General features: G+C 64.9%; 14 protein-coding genes and 1 tRNA gene. 8 read left to right on the top strand and 7 right to left on the bottom strand.

The features are described 5' to 3' along the window. Positions 1–47: 47 nt before the first annotated feature. Positions 48–1,049 carry a thiamine-phosphate kinase gene (thiL, locus tag B5V03_RS20235; RefSeq protein ID WP_245502278.1) on the top strand — a complete coding sequence of 334 codons (1,002 nt, stop codon included), beginning with the start codon at positions 48–50 and terminating at the stop codon, positions 1,047–1,049. Positions 1,050–1,276: 227 nt separating this feature from the next. Next, positions 1,277–3,397, top strand: a complete 2,121-nt coding sequence (locus B5V03_RS20230; RefSeq protein WP_129272163.1) for a sodium-translocating pyrophosphatase — start codon at positions 1,277–1,279, stop codon at positions 3,395–3,397. 105 nt (positions 3,398–3,502) lie between these two features. Here B5V03_RS20230 and B5V03_RS20225 read toward each other — a convergent pair whose 3' ends face one another. From B5V03_RS20225 to B5V03_RS20210, 4 genes are all read right to left on the bottom strand, one after another. Continuing rightward, on the bottom strand, positions 3,503–3,919 hold the full coding sequence (locus tag B5V03_RS20225; protein ID WP_129272162.1) for a carboxymuconolactone decarboxylase family protein: 417 nt from the start codon (positions 3,917–3,919) through the stop codon (positions 3,503–3,505). Then, entirely contained in the window at positions 3,858–4,286 is a 429-nt protein-coding gene (locus tag B5V03_RS20220) for a MerR family transcriptional regulator (RefSeq protein ID WP_129272161.1), read from the bottom strand. The genes B5V03_RS20225 and B5V03_RS20220 overlap by 62 nt, the downstream gene beginning before the upstream one ends. A 242-nt stretch (positions 4,287–4,528) precedes the next feature. Next, positions 4,529–5,542: a Bug family tripartite tricarboxylate transporter substrate binding protein gene (locus B5V03_RS20215; protein ID WP_129272160.1), complete on the bottom strand. Its 1,014-nt coding sequence runs from the start codon at positions 5,540–5,542 to the stop codon at positions 4,529–4,531. A 118-nt stretch (positions 5,543–5,660) separates the two neighbouring features. Next, positions 5,661–6,146: an outer membrane protein assembly factor BamE gene (locus B5V03_RS20210; protein ID WP_129272159.1), complete on the bottom strand. Its 486-nt coding sequence runs from the start codon at positions 6,144–6,146 to the stop codon at positions 5,661–5,663. Between the two features lie 98 nt (positions 6,147–6,244). Here B5V03_RS20210 and B5V03_RS20205 point away from each other — a divergent pair, with 98 nt between their 5' ends. The 6 genes from B5V03_RS20205 (at position 6,245) to B5V03_RS20180 (ending at position 10,779) form a co-directional block, all read left to right on the top strand. Then, positions 6,245–6,796, top strand: a complete 552-nt coding sequence (locus tag B5V03_RS20205; protein ID WP_129272158.1) for a ubiquinol-cytochrome C chaperone family protein — start codon at positions 6,245–6,247, stop codon at positions 6,794–6,796. Continuing rightward, positions 6,793–7,362, top strand: coding sequence for a YceD family protein (locus B5V03_RS20200; RefSeq protein ID WP_129272157.1), 570 nt, complete (start codon positions 6,793–6,795; stop codon positions 7,360–7,362). The genes B5V03_RS20205 and B5V03_RS20200 overlap by 4 nt, the downstream gene beginning before the upstream one ends. A 300-nt stretch (positions 7,363–7,662) precedes the next feature. Further along, complete coding sequence (plsX, locus tag B5V03_RS20195) at positions 7,663–8,724, top strand: phosphate acyltransferase PlsX (RefSeq protein WP_129272156.1); 1,062 nt, start codon at positions 7,663–7,665, stop codon at positions 8,722–8,724. Further along, the gene (locus B5V03_RS20190; RefSeq protein WP_129272155.1) at positions 8,721–9,701 is read left to right on the top strand and encodes a beta-ketoacyl-ACP synthase III; all 981 of its coding nucleotides are present in this window, start codon (positions 8,721–8,723) and stop codon (positions 9,699–9,701) included. The genes plsX and B5V03_RS20190 overlap by 4 nt, the downstream gene beginning before the upstream one ends. Before the next feature lie 133 nt (positions 9,702–9,834). Continuing rightward, entirely contained in the window at positions 9,835–10,176 is a 342-nt protein-coding gene (locus tag B5V03_RS20185; protein WP_026311906.1) for an integration host factor subunit alpha, read from the top strand. Positions 10,177–10,200: 24 nt separating this feature from the next. After that, positions 10,201–10,779: a MerR family transcriptional regulator gene (locus B5V03_RS20180; RefSeq protein ID WP_129272154.1), complete on the top strand. Its 579-nt coding sequence runs from the start codon at positions 10,201–10,203 to the stop codon at positions 10,777–10,779. 82 nt (positions 10,780–10,861) lie between these two features. On the opposite strand, the gene B5V03_RS20175 is transcribed toward B5V03_RS20180, so the two are convergent. The 3 genes from B5V03_RS20175 to B5V03_RS20165 all read right to left on the bottom strand — a co-directional run bounded on the left by B5V03_RS20175 (position 10,862) and on the right by B5V03_RS20165 (position 14,348). Continuing rightward, a tRNA-Pro gene (locus tag B5V03_RS20175) sits at positions 10,862–10,939 on the bottom strand. Positions 10,940–11,328: 389 nt separating this feature from the next. Then, a complete protein-coding gene (locus B5V03_RS20170; RefSeq protein ID WP_129272153.1) occupies positions 11,329–12,963 on the bottom strand; it encodes an FAD-dependent oxidoreductase in 1,635 nt (544 codons plus the stop codon). After that, on the bottom strand, positions 12,960–14,348 hold the full coding sequence (locus tag B5V03_RS20165; RefSeq protein ID WP_129272152.1) for an MFS transporter: 1,389 nt from the start codon (positions 14,346–14,348) through the stop codon (positions 12,960–12,962). The genes B5V03_RS20170 and B5V03_RS20165 overlap by 4 nt, the downstream gene beginning before the upstream one ends. Positions 14,349–14,411: the final 63 nt, after the last annotated feature.

The raw sequence follows: 14,411 nt of genomic DNA, 5'->3' as shown, positions 1-14,411 counted from the left end.
TTCGAGGCTCGCAAGGGCTCGCACCTCAGGATGACGGGTCTGCTATCGTGACACAGGACATTAGCCAGGCGTCCGCCGAAGACTCCCTCATCGCGCGCTACTTCAAGCCGCTGGCGACCGATCCCGGCGCGTTCGGGCTGGTCGATGATGCCGCGGTGCTGTCGTCGTCCGGCGACGACATCGTCGTCACCACCGATGCCGTCGTCGAGGGCGTGCACTATCTTGCCAGCGATCCCCCCGACACCATCGCGCGAAAAGCGCTGCGGGTGAACCTGTCCGATCTTGCCGCCAAGGGTGCTGTGCCGGCCGGCTTCGTGCTGACGCTGGCGCTGCGCAGCAAGGAGGATGCCTGGCTCAGGCCGTTCGCGGATGCGCTCGGCGAGGATGCAAAAACCTTCGTATGCCCGCTGCTCGGCGGCGACACGGTGTCGACGCCGGGGCCGCAGATGATCTCGATCACCGCCCTCGGCCGCGTGCCGAAGGGGCGGATGGTCGGCCGTACCGGCGCGCGGCCGGGCGACCTTATTCTGGTGACGGGGACGATCGGCGATGCCGCGCTCGGCCTCGATGTGCTGACCGGCGGGCAGGCCGCCGCGGCGCTCGCGTCCGATCCGGCCGCAAGGGAAGCTGTGGTGTCGCGTTATCGCATCCCGCAGCCGCGCAATGTGCTGGCGCAGGCCGTACGCGACCATGCGTCCGCCGCGATGGACGTCTCTGACGGGCTCGCCGGCGATCTGACGAAACTCTGTGCGGCGTCCGGCGTCTCGGCCACGGTCAATTTGGCGGGCGTGCCTCTCTCGGCCACTGCGGCGGGCCTGATTGCGCGCAAGGCCGTTTGCGTTGAGACGCTGCTTGCCGGGGGCGACGATTACGAGGTGCTGTGCACGGTGCCGCCGGCGCAAAGCGATGCACTGATCGCCGCAGGGCGGGCCGTCGGTGTTGCGGTCACGGCGATCGGCACGATCGTCGCGGGCCATGAGCGGCCGCGCTTCCTGGACGGGCAAGGCCAGGAACTGGCTTTGAAGCGGCTGTCTTACAGCCACTTCTAGGAATTGCTCCAAACCGACGGCCGGGCGTGTTGGACTGGCCTAAATACTTGCCGAGATCGGCTTTTTCGGCCTCATCCGGCGTTGCACCCTCAATTTGATTTTGGCAAGCTCGCAACCGACTGAGGCCGCCTGGGGGCGGCCTTGTTCAAAATCAAGGCGCCGCACCGCATGACGGACAACAAAAGGCGCCGGGGGTACGTACATCAAGGATCTGAGGCAAAAATCACATGACAGCATTATGGTTGATAGTGCTCTGCGGAGTGCTTTCCGTCGTCTACGCGATTTGGGCGACGTCTTCGGTTTTGAGCGCGGATGCGGGGTCGCCGCGCATGCAGGAAATTGCAGGTGCAGTCGCTGAAGGCGCACAGGCTTATCTGCGGCGCCAGTACACCACGATCGGCATCGTCGGTATCGTCATTTTCGTGTTGCTCGCCTACTTCCTTGGTCTCTACGTCGCCATCGGTTTTTTGATCGGCGCCATCCTGTCGGGGGCAGCCGGCTTCATCGGCATGAACGTCTCGGTTCGCGCCAATGTGCGTACCGCCCAGGCCGCGACGACGTCGCTTGCGGGTGGCCTCGAGCTCGCCTTCAAGGCGGGCGCCATCACCGGCATGCTGGTGGCGGGTCTCGCGCTGTTAGGTGTGACCCTCTATTTCGGCTTCCTGGTCCATTCGCTCAAGCTCGCGCCCGATAGCCGCACCGTGGTCGACGCCCTGGTGGCGCTCGGCTTCGGCGCTTCGCTGATCTCGATCTTCGCCCGTCTCGGCGGCGGCATCTTCACCAAGGGTGCGGACGTCGGCGGCGACCTCGTCGGCAAGGTCGAGGCGGGCATTCCCGAGGACGATCCGCGCAACCCGGCCACCATCGCCGACAATGTCGGTGATAACGTGGGCGACTGCGCCGGCATGGCCGCCGATTTGTTCGAGACCTATGCGGTGACCGCGGTCGCCACCATGGTGCTCGCGGCGATCTTCTTCGCCAAGACGCCGATCCTCTCCAACATGATGACGCTGCCGCTCGCGATCGGCGGCATCTGCATCATTACCTCGATCATCGGCACGTTCTTCGTGAAGCTCGGGCCGAGCCAGTCGATCATGGGCGCGCTCTACAAGGGCTTGATTGCAACCGGCATCCTGTCGCTGGTCGGCATCGCCGGCGTGATCTACTCCCTGATCGGCTTCGGCAAGCTCGACGGCGTCGAGTACACCGGCATGGCGCTGTTCGAATGCGGGGTGGTCGGGCTTGTCGTCACCGCGCTGATCATCTGGATCACCGAGTACTACACCGGCACCGACTATCGTCCGGTGAAGTCGATTGCGGCAGCGTCGGTGACTGGTCATGGCACCAACGTGATCCAGGGCCTTGCGATCTCGATGGAGGCGACCGCGTTGCCTGCGATCGTCATCATCGCCGGCATCCTGGTCACCTACAGCCTGGCCGGCCTGTTCGGCATCGCGATCGCGACCGCCACCATGCTGGCGCTGGCCGGCATGGTCGTCGCCCTCGACGCGTTCGGTCCAGTGACCGACAACGCCGGCGGCATTGCCGAGATGGCGGGCCTGCCCAAGGAAGTGCGCAAGTCGACCGACGCACTCGACGCGGTCGGCAACACCACCAAGGCGGTGACCAAGGGCTACGCGATCGGCTCGGCCGGTCTTGGTGCGCTGGTGCTGTTCGCGGCCTACAACCAGGACCTCAAGTTCTTCGTTGCGGACTCCGCGCACCATCCCTACTTCGCCGGCGTCAATCCGGACTTCTCGCTGAACAATCCCTATGTGGTTGTTGGCCTGCTGTTCGGCGGCTTGCTGCCGTACCTGTTCGGTGCGATGGGCATGACGGCGGTGGGACGTGCGGCCAGCGCGATCGTCGAGGAGGTGCGGCGGCAGTTCCGCGAGAAGCCGGGCATCATGCAGGGCACCGACAAGCCGGACTACGGCAAGGCGGTCGACCTGCTGACCAAGGCGGCGATCAAGGAGATGATCATCCCCTCGCTGCTCCCGGTGCTGTCGCCGATCGTCGTCTACTTCCTGATCTACGCCATCGCGGGCGGAGGCGCGGCCGGCAAGTCGGCGGCGTTCTCGGCCGTGGGTGCGATGTTGCTCGGCGTGATCGTGACGGGCCTGTTCGTCGCGATCTCCATGACCTCGGGCGGCGGCGCCTGGGACAACGCCAAGAAGTACATCGAGGACGGTCATTACGGCGGCAAGGGCTCTGACGCCCACAAGGCGGCCGTGACCGGCGACACCGTCGGCGATCCCTACAAGGACACGGCGGGCCCCGCGGTGAATCCGATGATCAAGATCACGAACATCGTGGCCCTGCTGCTGCTGGCGGTCCTCGCGCACTGAGCGGCGCAGACGAGACAAGACAAAGCCCCGCGGCGCGAGCCGCGGGGCGTTTTGTCAGCCAGCGCAATCCGGCTGCACGACAAAACCGGGTTCGACGGTCGAGCTTCAGACTTTGGGCTCCGATCCGTCCTCGGCTCTTTGCGCAAATACCTCCTTCGCTGCGAACAGGCCGTTGAGAGCAGCCGGGAAGCCGGCATAGACGGCCATCTGTATGAGGATCTCGACAATCTCCTCTCGGCCGAGCCCGACATTCAGACCTGCCTCGATATGCACCTTGAGCTGAGGTGTGGCGTTCCCCATGGCCGCGAGCGCTGCGATCGTTGCGATTTCGCGCGAGCGGAGGTCGAGCCCGGGCCGCGAGTAGATGTCGCCAAATGGAAATTCGAATATATAGGTGGCGAAGTCCGGGGCGATGTCACCAAGCGCCGCCACGACCTTATGGCCAGCCTCTCCGTCGATCTCAGCGAGCGCGCGGCGACCGCGCTCCAACCGGCTTTCGCCGGCGTTCGGGTAGTGTTGCATCATAATCCTTCATCCTCTGTTCCGTTTCGGCATAACCGCCGATCTTGGTGTCGAGGACGAGAAGACAGGCATTCAGTTCGTCGACGTGGGCACGCACGCTTTCACGGTGTCGCTCCAGCAGCGCGCGCCGCTCGGCCTCGGTGCCGCTGCCTCGATCCCGGAGTTCCGCGTAAAGCAGCATGTCCCGGATCGGCATGCCGGTCGTCTTCAGACGACCGAGAAACTCGATCCAATCCAGGATCGAGGCATCGTAGTCACGTCGGCTGGATCGATCCCGGTCGGCGTAAGGCAACAACCCGATCCGCTCATAGTAACGGATCGTATGGGCCGTCAGTCCGGAACGCCTTGCGAGTTCGCCGATCTTCATGCCTGTCTCTCATCACGACGCGCGGAAACTACGAGTTCGAGCGCGCTCTAAGTCAAGAGACATTTGGGCCGGCCGATGCGAGCTTTGCTCCGTCGGCGGCGCTGCCGTGCCGGAGAGCCGGCTGATCGAGACAATAAGAACTGCGTAGGGCGGATTAGCGCAGCGTAATCCGCCACCTTACGTACCGCAGCAATCGGCGGTTTACGCTCCGCTAATCCGCCCTACGGATCGTGGCCGTGCCGCTACTGCACGTCCATCTGCAATCCTTCCTTCTGGATGATGCCGGCGAACTTTTTCGTCTCGGCGTCCACGAAGTCGGCGAATTGCTGCGGGGTGCCGTAGTCGGCGCGGGCGCCCATGGCGGCGATGTTCTTCTTGATGTCGTCGCGTTCCAGCATCGCCTTGACCTGGAGATTGAGCGCTTCGAGTACGGCGGGCTGCACGCCCTTCGGCAGGAACACGGAGAACCACGACGACACGTCGAAATTGGCCAGCTCCGGCGCACTCTCGCGCATGGTCGGCAGGTCCTTCGCGAGGTCGCTGCGCTCGGTCGTGGTGACGCAGAGGCCGGTGAGGGTGCCGTTCTGCACCTGCGGCAGGCTCGGATAGAGATTGTCGAACAGGATCTGGATGTCGCCGGCGAGCGCGGCCTGGAGCGCGGGCCCGGCGCCGCGGAACGGGATGTGCGTCATCTTCAGCCCGGTGAGCTGGAGGAACCAGGCGCCGGTGAGGTGAGGGCTCTGGCCGACGCCGGAGGAGGCGTAGCTGAGCTTGTCCGGATTGGCCTTCAAATAAGCAATCAACTCGGCGACCGACTTGATGCCGGTCTTCGGATGCGCCGAGACGATATTCGGGATCCGGATCATGTTGGTGACAGGCTGGAGCTGGTCCGGCTTGTAGGTGAGGTTCTTGAAGATGCTGTAGGCGATCGCGTTCGGCCCGGGATTGCCGATCAGGATGGTGTGTCCATCAGGCTTTGAGCGGACGACCTCCGCCGTGCCGATGGTGCCGCCGCCGCCGGAGCGGTTTTCGACCACGGCCGACTGGCCCCAGGCGGTTTGCAGATGAGCGGCCAGCAGCCGGCCCATGACGTCGGTCGAGCCGCCGGCCGCAGCCGGCACGACGAGGCGGACGTTCTCGGTGGGCTTCCAGTCGGCGAGGCTCGATCGCGGCAGGATCGCTGCGGCCGACAGGCCGGCGGCGCCGGTGAGCACGCGGCGGCGGGATAACAAAGTCTTTTGAAGTTTCGTCGGCACGAATCCGCTCCCTGCTTCTTTGTTTTGCAGAGAGCGTATGGAACCCGGCGCGCAACGGCAAGTCGCACGCGAGGGCAAGTGCTGCGCAGAGAGCGGCACGACGCCGCAGGCTGAATGCTCAGTTAAAGCTGAGCAGCTTGAACAGCGGCGCGAGGTAGCTCATCTCCTGACCCGACGTCGCCGTGGTCCGGCTGATGAAGTCGAAGATCTTGCCGTCCTGGAGGCCGTAATTGGCAAGCCGGCGCACGCGGCGATTTTTGTCGAAATAGACCGCGATGACGCGCTGGTCGACCACCTTCTGGTTCATGAAGGCGACCACGCGCTCCGAGCGCTGCGAGATGTAGTAGAACACCTCACCGTCGAGGGTCGCGACCGTGGAGGGCGTGCCCATCACGATCAGCACCTGGTCCTGGCTCGCGCCGATCGGGATCTGCTCGAGCGCGCCGGGCGGCAGGATGTAGCCCTTCTGGAATTGCTCGCCGGTGCAGCCCGCAAGGGCGCCGCCGACCAGAGCAACGGCCGCGAGCATGCGCAGGCCGCGCCAGCGTGCAGAAAGGCCGCGCTGCTTGTTGGCGCGCAGGCTGGTCCTAATCGTTATCGTCATAGCGGAACTGATTCCGTCCCCTTGCGTCGCGCGAGGCGCTGAAGTACCGGGCGGAGGCTCTGAATGCAAATCGCGCGCGCCCGCTTGCGGAAACCACAATGCTTTGGCCGTTCAATCACTTCAGGAAACCCCGGCTCGCCCCGGCCGGCACCATTGAAGCCATCTATGGCATGATCGTGACGCAGGCGCGAGAACCCATATTTTACCGCGACTTGGGCGTCCCGGATACGGTTAACGGGCGTTTCGACCTGTTGCTGCTGCATCTCTGGCTGCTGCTGCGCCGCCTGCGCACGGTTCAGGGCGCCACCGAGCTGTCGCAGGCGCTGTTCGACCGCTTCTGCGAGGATATGGACGACAATCTGCGCGAGATGGGGATCGGCGACCAGACCGTGCCGAAGCGGATGCGGGCCTTCGGCGAGGCCTTTTACGGCCGGGTCCAGGCTTATGACCAGGCGATGGACGCCGGCGGCGAGGCGCTGGCATCGGCGATCTGCAAGAATATCTTGAATGGGGTCAGCCCCGACCAGGCAGAGCGGCTCGCGATCTACGCCCGGGCCACGCAGGCCGATCTCGACCGGACCGATGAGGTTGCGCTGTTGCGCGCGTCCTTCAAATTTCCCCCGGCGCTTCCCGAGGATGTCACGTCATGAGCCGACCAAACGCCGAATCCAATCCCGACCCGTGGCGGTACCCGGTTATCGTCGCGCAAATTCCCGACACCGGCCTGCATCGCAAGCTCGAGGCATCGGCCGCTGAGCGGCAGGCGATGGCCGAGCTCGCCGGATTGCGGGAGGTCCTGTCCGCCCAGGCCGATTTCGACGTCGTGCCGAGAAGCGGCGGCCGGATCGAGGTCACGGGACGGGTCCGCGCCCGGATCGGCCAGATCTGCGTGGTCACGCTCGATCCGATCGAGAATGAGATCGAGGAGGAGGTGGACCTGGTGTTCGCCCCCGAGTCCGAGGTGCGGCGTCTGGCCGACCTGATCGAGGAGGGCCGGGACGGCGAGGAGCCGCCGGAGGTCGCCGACCCGCCGGAGGCCATTATCAATGGCATCATCGACCTCGGCCGGCTCGCGACCGACGCCGTGTTTCTGGCGATCGATCCCTATCCGCGCAAGCCCGGGACTGTGTTCGAGGCGGAGGTCACAGCTCCGGACCCGGAGGACCATCCTTTCGCGGTGCTGAAGGCGCTTCAGGACAAGAAGAAGGGCCAGTAGCTGCCGATTCCCCGTAGCACCGCTTTGCTACGGGGCGCGAGGCGCTTGCGGGGCTGGTTTGAGAGCCTGATTTATCTCTTTGATTTCCATGTATTTCCTGTAAGTTCCGCGCGTCCGCCGCCGGGTCGCCCCGAATGCAAAAGGCTGGGGGCAAGAGGTTGTTTCGGGATAGCAAAACGCTATTGTCGCGCCCCGGTCAGGGCGCGGCGTGGCGCCAGGCCGGTCGCCATGTCCATGGCGAAGCCATTCTGCGGCCCCGCTCGTTCAAGACCGCACCAGATCAGGTTTTCCAGGACTTTTATGCCAAGCAAGGTTCGTATTGCGCTTGACGCCATGGGGGGCGACGCCGGCGCCGCCGTGGTCATTCCGGGCGCCGCCATCTCGCTTGGCAGGCATCGCGACACCGAATTCCTGCTGGTCGGGGACCGCGCCAAGATCGAGCACGAGCTCGATCGATACCCCCAGCTCAAGGCCGCTTCGAAGATCATCCATACCGACGTTGCCGTCAGCGGCTCGGACAAGCCGAGCCAGGCGCTGCGGCGCGGCCGCAAGACCTCCTCGATGTGGCTTGCCATCGACGCGGTGAAGAAGGGCGAGGCGGATGTCGCGGTCTCCGCTGGCAATACCGGCGCGCTGATGGCGATGTCGCGCTTCCACCTGCGCACGCTGCCGGGGATCGACCGGCCGGCGATCACAGGGATATGGCCGACCAAGCGCGGCGAATCCGTCGTGCTCGATCTCGGCGCCACCATCGGCGGTGACGCGCACCATCTGGTGTCGCTCGCGCTCATGGGGGCGGCCACGGCGAGCGTGCTGTTCGACAAGAAGCGACCCACGGTCGGGCTCCTCAATATCGGAACCGAGGAGATCAAAGGCCACGAGGAGATCCGCGAGGCCGGAGAAATTCTGCGGGCGCGGAACCTGCCGGAGCTCGATTATATCGGCTTCGTCGAGGGCGACGGTATCGGCAAGGGTCTCGCCGACGTCATCGTCACCGAAGGTTATGCCGGCAACATTGCGCTCAAAGCTGCCGAGGGAACCGCGCGGCAGATGGCGGAATTACTCCGCGAGGCGATGCAGCGGAGCTGGCTGTCCAAGCTCGGCTATCTCTTCGCGCGCGGCGCCTTCCAGGCCCTGCGCAACAAGATGGACCCGAACAAGTCCAACGGCGGCGTGTTCCTGGGTCTGAAGGGACTGGTGGTCAAGAGCCACGGCGGAACCGGCGCCGAAGGCTTTGCCTATGCGATCGATGTTGGCTATGAGATGGCTCACTACGATCTCCTGAACAAGATCAATCAGATGCTCAACCGCGAGGGCAGTGCACTCAATTCCGTGCAGTCCGCGCAGGAGGCTGTTTCGTGACCAAAATTCGTTCGGTCGTGCTGGGCTGCGGCTCTTATTTGCCGGAGCAGGTGGTGACCAACGCCCAGTTGGCGACACGTATCGACACGTCCGACGAGTGGATCGTGCAGCGCACCGGGATTCGCGAGCGGCACATCGCGGCCGAGGGCGAGTTCACCTCGCATTTGGCGATCAAGGCGGCGCAGGCAGCGCTGACCGATGCCGGCCTGGACGCGCAGTCGATCGAGCTGATCGTGCTGGCGACCTCGACGCCGGACAATACGTTCCCCGCGACGGCCGTTGCCGTCCAGCACGCGCTTGGCATCAACCACGGCGCGGCGTTCGACCTGCAAGCGGTGTGTTCGGGCTTCGTGTTCGCGCTTGCCACGGCCGACAATTTCCTGCGCACCGGCGCCTACAAGCGCGCGCTCGTGATCGGCGCGGAGACCTTCTCACGCATCCTCGACTGGAACGACCGTGGCACCTGCGTGCTGTTCGGCGACGGCGCCGGCGCGGTCGTGCTGGAAGCGCAGGAGCAGCCGGGCAATGCGGCGACCGACCGCGGCATCGTCACCACGCACTTACGCTCCGACGGCCGCCACAAGGCAAAACTGTTCGTCGACGGCGGGCCGTCCTCGACCCAGACCGTCGGCCATCTGCGCATGGAGGGCCGCGAGGTCTTCAAGCACGCGGTCGGCATGATCACCGACGTGATCGTCGATGCCTTCGAGGCCACCGGGCTCAATGCCGACAGCATCAACTGGTTCGTGCCGCACCAGGCTAACAAGCGAATCATCGACGCCTCCGCCCACAAGCTGCATATCGCGCCGGAGAAGGTGGTGCTGACGGTGGACCGTCACGGCAACACCTCGGCGGCCTCCATCCCCCTGGCGCTGGCGGTGGCGCGCAAGGACGGCCGCATCAAGCGCGGCGACATGGTTCTGCTGGAGGCGATGGGCGGCGGCTTCACCTGGGGCTCGGCGCTGGTGCGCTGGTAAGCCACAGTCGATAAAATTTTGCCGGAATCAGCGCGGATTATCGATGCGTCTGCATTGATGAGCGCTGTTGACCGCCGTATCGTAACCTCCTAATTTCAGACAACAATTGTTCGCCGTGATGTGGGGCAGGGCGATGACCGATCAAAGTAAAACCGTAACGCGTGTCGATCTCTGCGAAGCCGTCTACCAGAAGGTGGGCCTGTCGCGGACGGAATCGTCTGCGTTCGTGGAACTGGTGCTGAAGGAGATCACCGACTGCCTTGAAAAGGGCGAGACGGTGAAACTGTCCTCGTTCGGCTCTTTCATGGTTCGCAAGAAGGGTCAGCGCATCGGACGCAACCCGAAGACCGGCACCGAGGTGCCGATCTCGCCGCGGCGCGTCATGGTGTTCAAGCCGTCGGCGATCCTGAAGCAGCGCATCAACGCCCAGCACCGCACCAACGGCGACGGCAGCAAGGTGCAACCCGAGGCGTAACCGCCCTCGCAAAGGATTTGGCATTTGGACAAGGCGCCGGATGCGTTCCGAACCATCAGCGAAGTAGCGCAGGAACTCGACATCCCGCAGCATGTGCTGCGGTTCTGGGAGACGCGATTCTCCCAGATCAAGCCGATGAAGCGCAGCGGCGGTCGCCGCTATTACCGCCCCGACGACGTCGACCTGCTCAAGGGCATCCGCCGTCTGCTCTACGGCGAGGGCTACACCATCCGCGGGGTGCAGCGGATCCTGAAAGAGCACGGCGTCAAATCGGTGCAGGGGCTGGCCGACGGCGCAGCCGCGGTCTCGTTCGGCGCCATCGAGGACGCCATCGGCGCGAGCCTGATGGAGCCCGACGACGAGGCGCCCATCAAGGGCGTCACGGAGGCCGACGAGGACGACTACCAGGGCGACGAGGAGGAAGGCATCGACTTCCGCTTCACCGAGGTCGACGACGAGGACATCCTCACCACCTTCCGCAAGGGCGGCACTCCCGCAGCGCCGGCCGGCCCGAGCGCACTGGACCGGGAACGGCTGGGGCGGGCGCTTGCCGACCTCGTCGTCTGCCGGGAAATGCTCGATCAGGCGCTGAAGGACGGGTGAGGGCAACCGTCGCACAAGGGTCAGCGCCCGCAGCGGGCTCTATCCCCGCCGTCCATCCACCCGACCGATGCTTTGAGAAAAATGGTCGGAGCGAGAGGATTTGAACCTCCGACCCCTAGTCTCCCAGACTAGTGCGCTAACCGGGCTGCGCCACGCTCCGAACGTCGTTCCATTAGCTAGGATCGGCGCGATGCGCAAGGCGAGGTCGCAGCATTTTGGTGTCCCCGCCCACAGCCCCGGAACTGCCACGAAGGCGGCGAAAAGCGTGGCGTATGGCTGCTGTGGTGGCCAGCAGACCAAAATGCCGAAAACAACCCCATGCACAGTAGCGATGCCGTTGCCGGATAATGCTTTTCCGATGTTGAGTGATGTTTTTCCGAAGTCGACTTGACCCGTCGGGCAAAACAGGCGCATGATGTCATCATGCAGCGTGGGGCAGGACGCCACCGCCTCGACCGCGCTGACGCACATGAAGGCTGCCGGTCCCGAAGGTCTACGCATCGACTTGCGGCAACCGTCGCACCCGGCCACGACCGGCGGCGCTCTCCACTAACCCAGTTCCGATCCCAAGGCCTGCTCGAGCAACTTCCGGCTCGGCTCGTAGCGATTGACGAATTGATCGATCAGGAGGGGTGTTCGCCCGGTGCGGCAGGCTTCGATGGTGTCGGTGATGTCGGCGAGCTTCATCTGGATCGCGGCGCGGTTGCCGGAGGCGCAGAGCTTGCGGACATAGTCGAGATAGATCTCGCATTCGGCGGGGCCGACCTCCTGGAAGCGGCGATAGTAGTCCGCATTCGGCGGCGGGGTGGTGATCTCGATGATCTCGCACGCCTCCTGGCTGATGCCGAGAGAATTGAGCATCTCGCGTCCGCCGCCGCGTTCCATCATCGCGTCGTGCAGAAGGGCGGATTCGATGTGGGCGCGGCTCGCATCCGGTTTGCGGAAGATGAGGCGCAGCGCCACGCGCTCGAAATGCTGCGCCCAGGGGCGGCCGAGATGATCCTTGATGCCGGCCTGTTGCTGGTCGACGGCCGCGATGATCTCCGTGTACCAGGATGCGCTTGGAACGAGCGTCATGCGTTGGTCCCCTTCTTGTCTGGCGTGTTTGCGATCCGAATCCTCGGACGAGAGCTCGACGAGCCGCTGCTCGCTCGGGCGAACGGCGCGGCTGAGGCTACGCTGGCTTGCGACGTCCTCGACCCGGCGCTGCCATCCCTCGACCATCGGGCGCATCGCGACTTCCCAGTCGCCAAGCCCGGCATCGATGTCGTCAGCGTGGGCAACCGCCTCCGCGAGCGCGACGGCGTTGACGATGCTGACGCCGGCACCTTGCCCCAGGCTCGAGGGCATCGCGTGGGCGGCATCGCCGACGATCGCCGCGCGTCCTCTCGACCAGGTCGACAGCGTCGTCGTTGCGTAGCGGTCGTGGCGGCCTGCGCTGCCAACCCGCCGCAATGTCGGCGCGAGATCCGGAAATCGCGCGGTCCAAAGCGCGCCAGCGATCGGGACGGACGTCGCTTCGACATCGATGATGGGGGCCATCAGGCAGAAGTAGAAGGCATCCGAGCCGCACGGCGTGTAGAGCACCCGCAGGGGACGCCCGCGGTAATCATAGTAGTCGTGAATGCTGTTCCATTTGTCGTCGCGCAGCCCGTCGCGATCGAGAAGGATTCGCGTGATGCCGTCCTGGTGCGGGACGCGTGTGATCGGAATGTCCAGGGTTTGGGTGATGGTCGATCTCACACCGTCGGCGGCGATGACCAGATCGGCCGCGAGCCGGGTGCCGTCTGCGAGGATCAACGCTCCACGCGGATCCGCCGCAACGGCCCGCGATCCGCCGGCGATGCTGACGCCGGCGCGCCTTGCCGCCTCGATCAGGGCGACATGAAGAGCCGCCCGGGTCGTGGTGGTGATGTTGCCGTCGGTGGATGCATTCGATTGTCGCGCGCCGTCGATGTAGACGCAGTGCGCGGCAGGTTTGAATGCTCCACGCATGAAATCGTCGTAGGCGCCGGTCTTGCGAAGGGCGTCATGAACGAAGCCGTGGACATAGAGACCGGCACCGACGCTTCGCGGCTCGGGATCGGCCTCGTACACGCAGACGCGCCATCCCGCGCGCGCGAGCACGGCCGCCGCGGCGAGGCCGGCATAGCCGGCCCCGGCAATCATCGCTGTCCGCGTCATTCGGCCGGTGCCTCGACGGCGTTGGCCGGCGCTGCAACGTCATGTGCCGACGACGCTGCCTCGAGCGTCTTGCCTTTGGTATTGGGGCCGACCAGGGCCACCGCGATGATGCTCGCAATCAGCAGACCGTCGCTCACCAGGAACAGCGCGAGCCGCCCATGCAGCACGGCGAAGATCCCGAACGCCAGCAGCAGGAGGATGCCGCCGACGCGTCCCCAGGCCGAGGCCATTCCCATCGCCGTCGTCCGAATTTCGGTCGGATAGAGTTCTGGCGTGTAGGTGTAGATGCAGGTCGAACCGTTGCCGAGGAAGAAGGCGGTGAACCATGCACAGGCCATGATCGTGACGGGCGTATTGGCGAGGCCGAACAGCGTGCTGGAGATTCCGATCCCGGCGAAGCAGATCATCAGCCAGTATTTCCGGCCGACCAGATCGAGGAAGTAGCCTGCGCCGATATAGCCGGGAATGAAGCCGGAAAAGATCACGACCGTGAACTCGGTCGATCGCACGATGGAAAAACCGTCCATCGCGAGCAACGTCGGCAGCACGGACTGGAAGGTGTAGAGCACGCCGTACTCGGTGAACCACACCATCCAGAGCATGATGGTGACAGGCAGGATGGCGGGCGCGACGATCTCGCGCCGGCTGACCGGGCGGGTGACGGGCACCGGGATCGGAACGACAGGTGGCAGCGTGCCGCCGTTCGTCCGCGCCACCTGCGCTTCGATCGACGCGACGATCTGTTCGGCTTCCTCGGTGCGGCCCTGGCTCACCAGCCACCGCGGGCTCTCGGGAAGGAAGGTCCGCATCAGGCCGATCAGGAGCGCGAACGGGAAGGTGAGCGCGAGCGTCCAGCGCCAGCCCACTGTCGGGATCAGCAGCAGCGCCCAGACCGGGGAGAGGGCGATGCCGATCGCGAAGAAGGCCATCATCCAGCCGTTGAAGCGGCCGCGCAGCCGCGAGGGCCAAAGCTCCGCGAGATAAGGCGGCACCACGCAGCTCTCCATGCCGACGAAGATCCATGTGAAGAAGTTCAGCAGGCAGAAGATTTCGATGCCGGGGGCAAGCGCGCGGGAGGCCGAGAACAGCGAATAGAGGCCGAGGCTCCAGGTCATCACGGCCTTGCGCCCGAACCGGTCGGCGACGAAGCCGACCAGAACCGAGCCGAGCAGATAGCCGCTCAGCCCGATCGCCGATGTCACGCCGAGCGCGAGCGGGCCGAGGTTCCATTCGGTTCGAAAAGCTGCGAAGGCAAAGCCGGTGACGGCCGTGTCCAACGTGTCGAAGAACAGTGAAAGCCCAGCAATGATAAGGACTTGAACGTGGAAGCGGGAGGGAGGCAGCCGGTCTATGCGGGCAACGAGCCCTTGGGCAGTGATGCTCATGGACGAGATCCTTTGCTTGCGCGAAAACGGCCCGGCAGTCGCCCTCGCATGGCACGGCAGAAA

Source organism: Bradyrhizobium betae (assembly GCF_004123905.1).
Classification (GTDB): Bacteria; Pseudomonadota; Alphaproteobacteria; order Rhizobiales; family Xanthobacteraceae; genus Bradyrhizobium; species Bradyrhizobium betae_A.
This window is presented reverse-complemented; position numbering and strand designations above follow the sequence as displayed.

Excerpts from the sequence above, each read along its gene's own strand:
- B5V03_RS20210 (WP_129272159.1), bottom strand. The coding sequence starts at position 6,146 with ATGACGATAACGATTAGGACCAGCCTGCGCGCCAACAAGCAGCGCGGC.
- B5V03_RS20220 (WP_129272161.1), bottom strand. The coding sequence starts at position 4,286 with ATGAAGATCGGCGAACTCGCAAGGCGTTCCGGACTGACGGCCCATACG.
- B5V03_RS20205 (WP_129272158.1), top strand. The coding sequence starts at position 6,245 with ATGCTTTGGCCGTTCAATCACTTCAGGAAACCCCGGCTCGCCCCGGCC.
- B5V03_RS20185 (WP_026311906.1), top strand. The coding sequence starts at position 9,835 with ATGACCGATCAAAGTAAAACCGTAACGCGTGTCGATCTCTGCGAAGCC.
- plsX (WP_129272156.1), top strand. The coding sequence starts at position 7,663 with ATGCCAAGCAAGGTTCGTATTGCGCTTGACGCCATGGGGGGCGACGCC.
- B5V03_RS20170 (WP_129272153.1), bottom strand. The coding sequence starts at position 12,963 with ATGACGCGGACAGCGATGATTGCCGGGGCCGGCTATGCCGGCCTCGCC.
- B5V03_RS20200 (WP_129272157.1), top strand. The coding sequence starts at position 6,793 with ATGAGCCGACCAAACGCCGAATCCAATCCCGACCCGTGGCGGTACCCG.
- B5V03_RS20225 (WP_129272162.1), bottom strand. The coding sequence starts at position 3,919 with ATGCAACACTACCCGAACGCCGGCGAAAGCCGGTTGGAGCGCGGTCGC.
- B5V03_RS20165 (WP_129272152.1), bottom strand. The coding sequence starts at position 14,348 with ATGAGCATCACTGCCCAAGGGCTCGTTGCCCGCATAGACCGGCTGCCT.
- B5V03_RS20230 (WP_129272163.1), top strand. The coding sequence starts at position 1,277 with ATGACAGCATTATGGTTGATAGTGCTCTGCGGAGTGCTTTCCGTCGTC.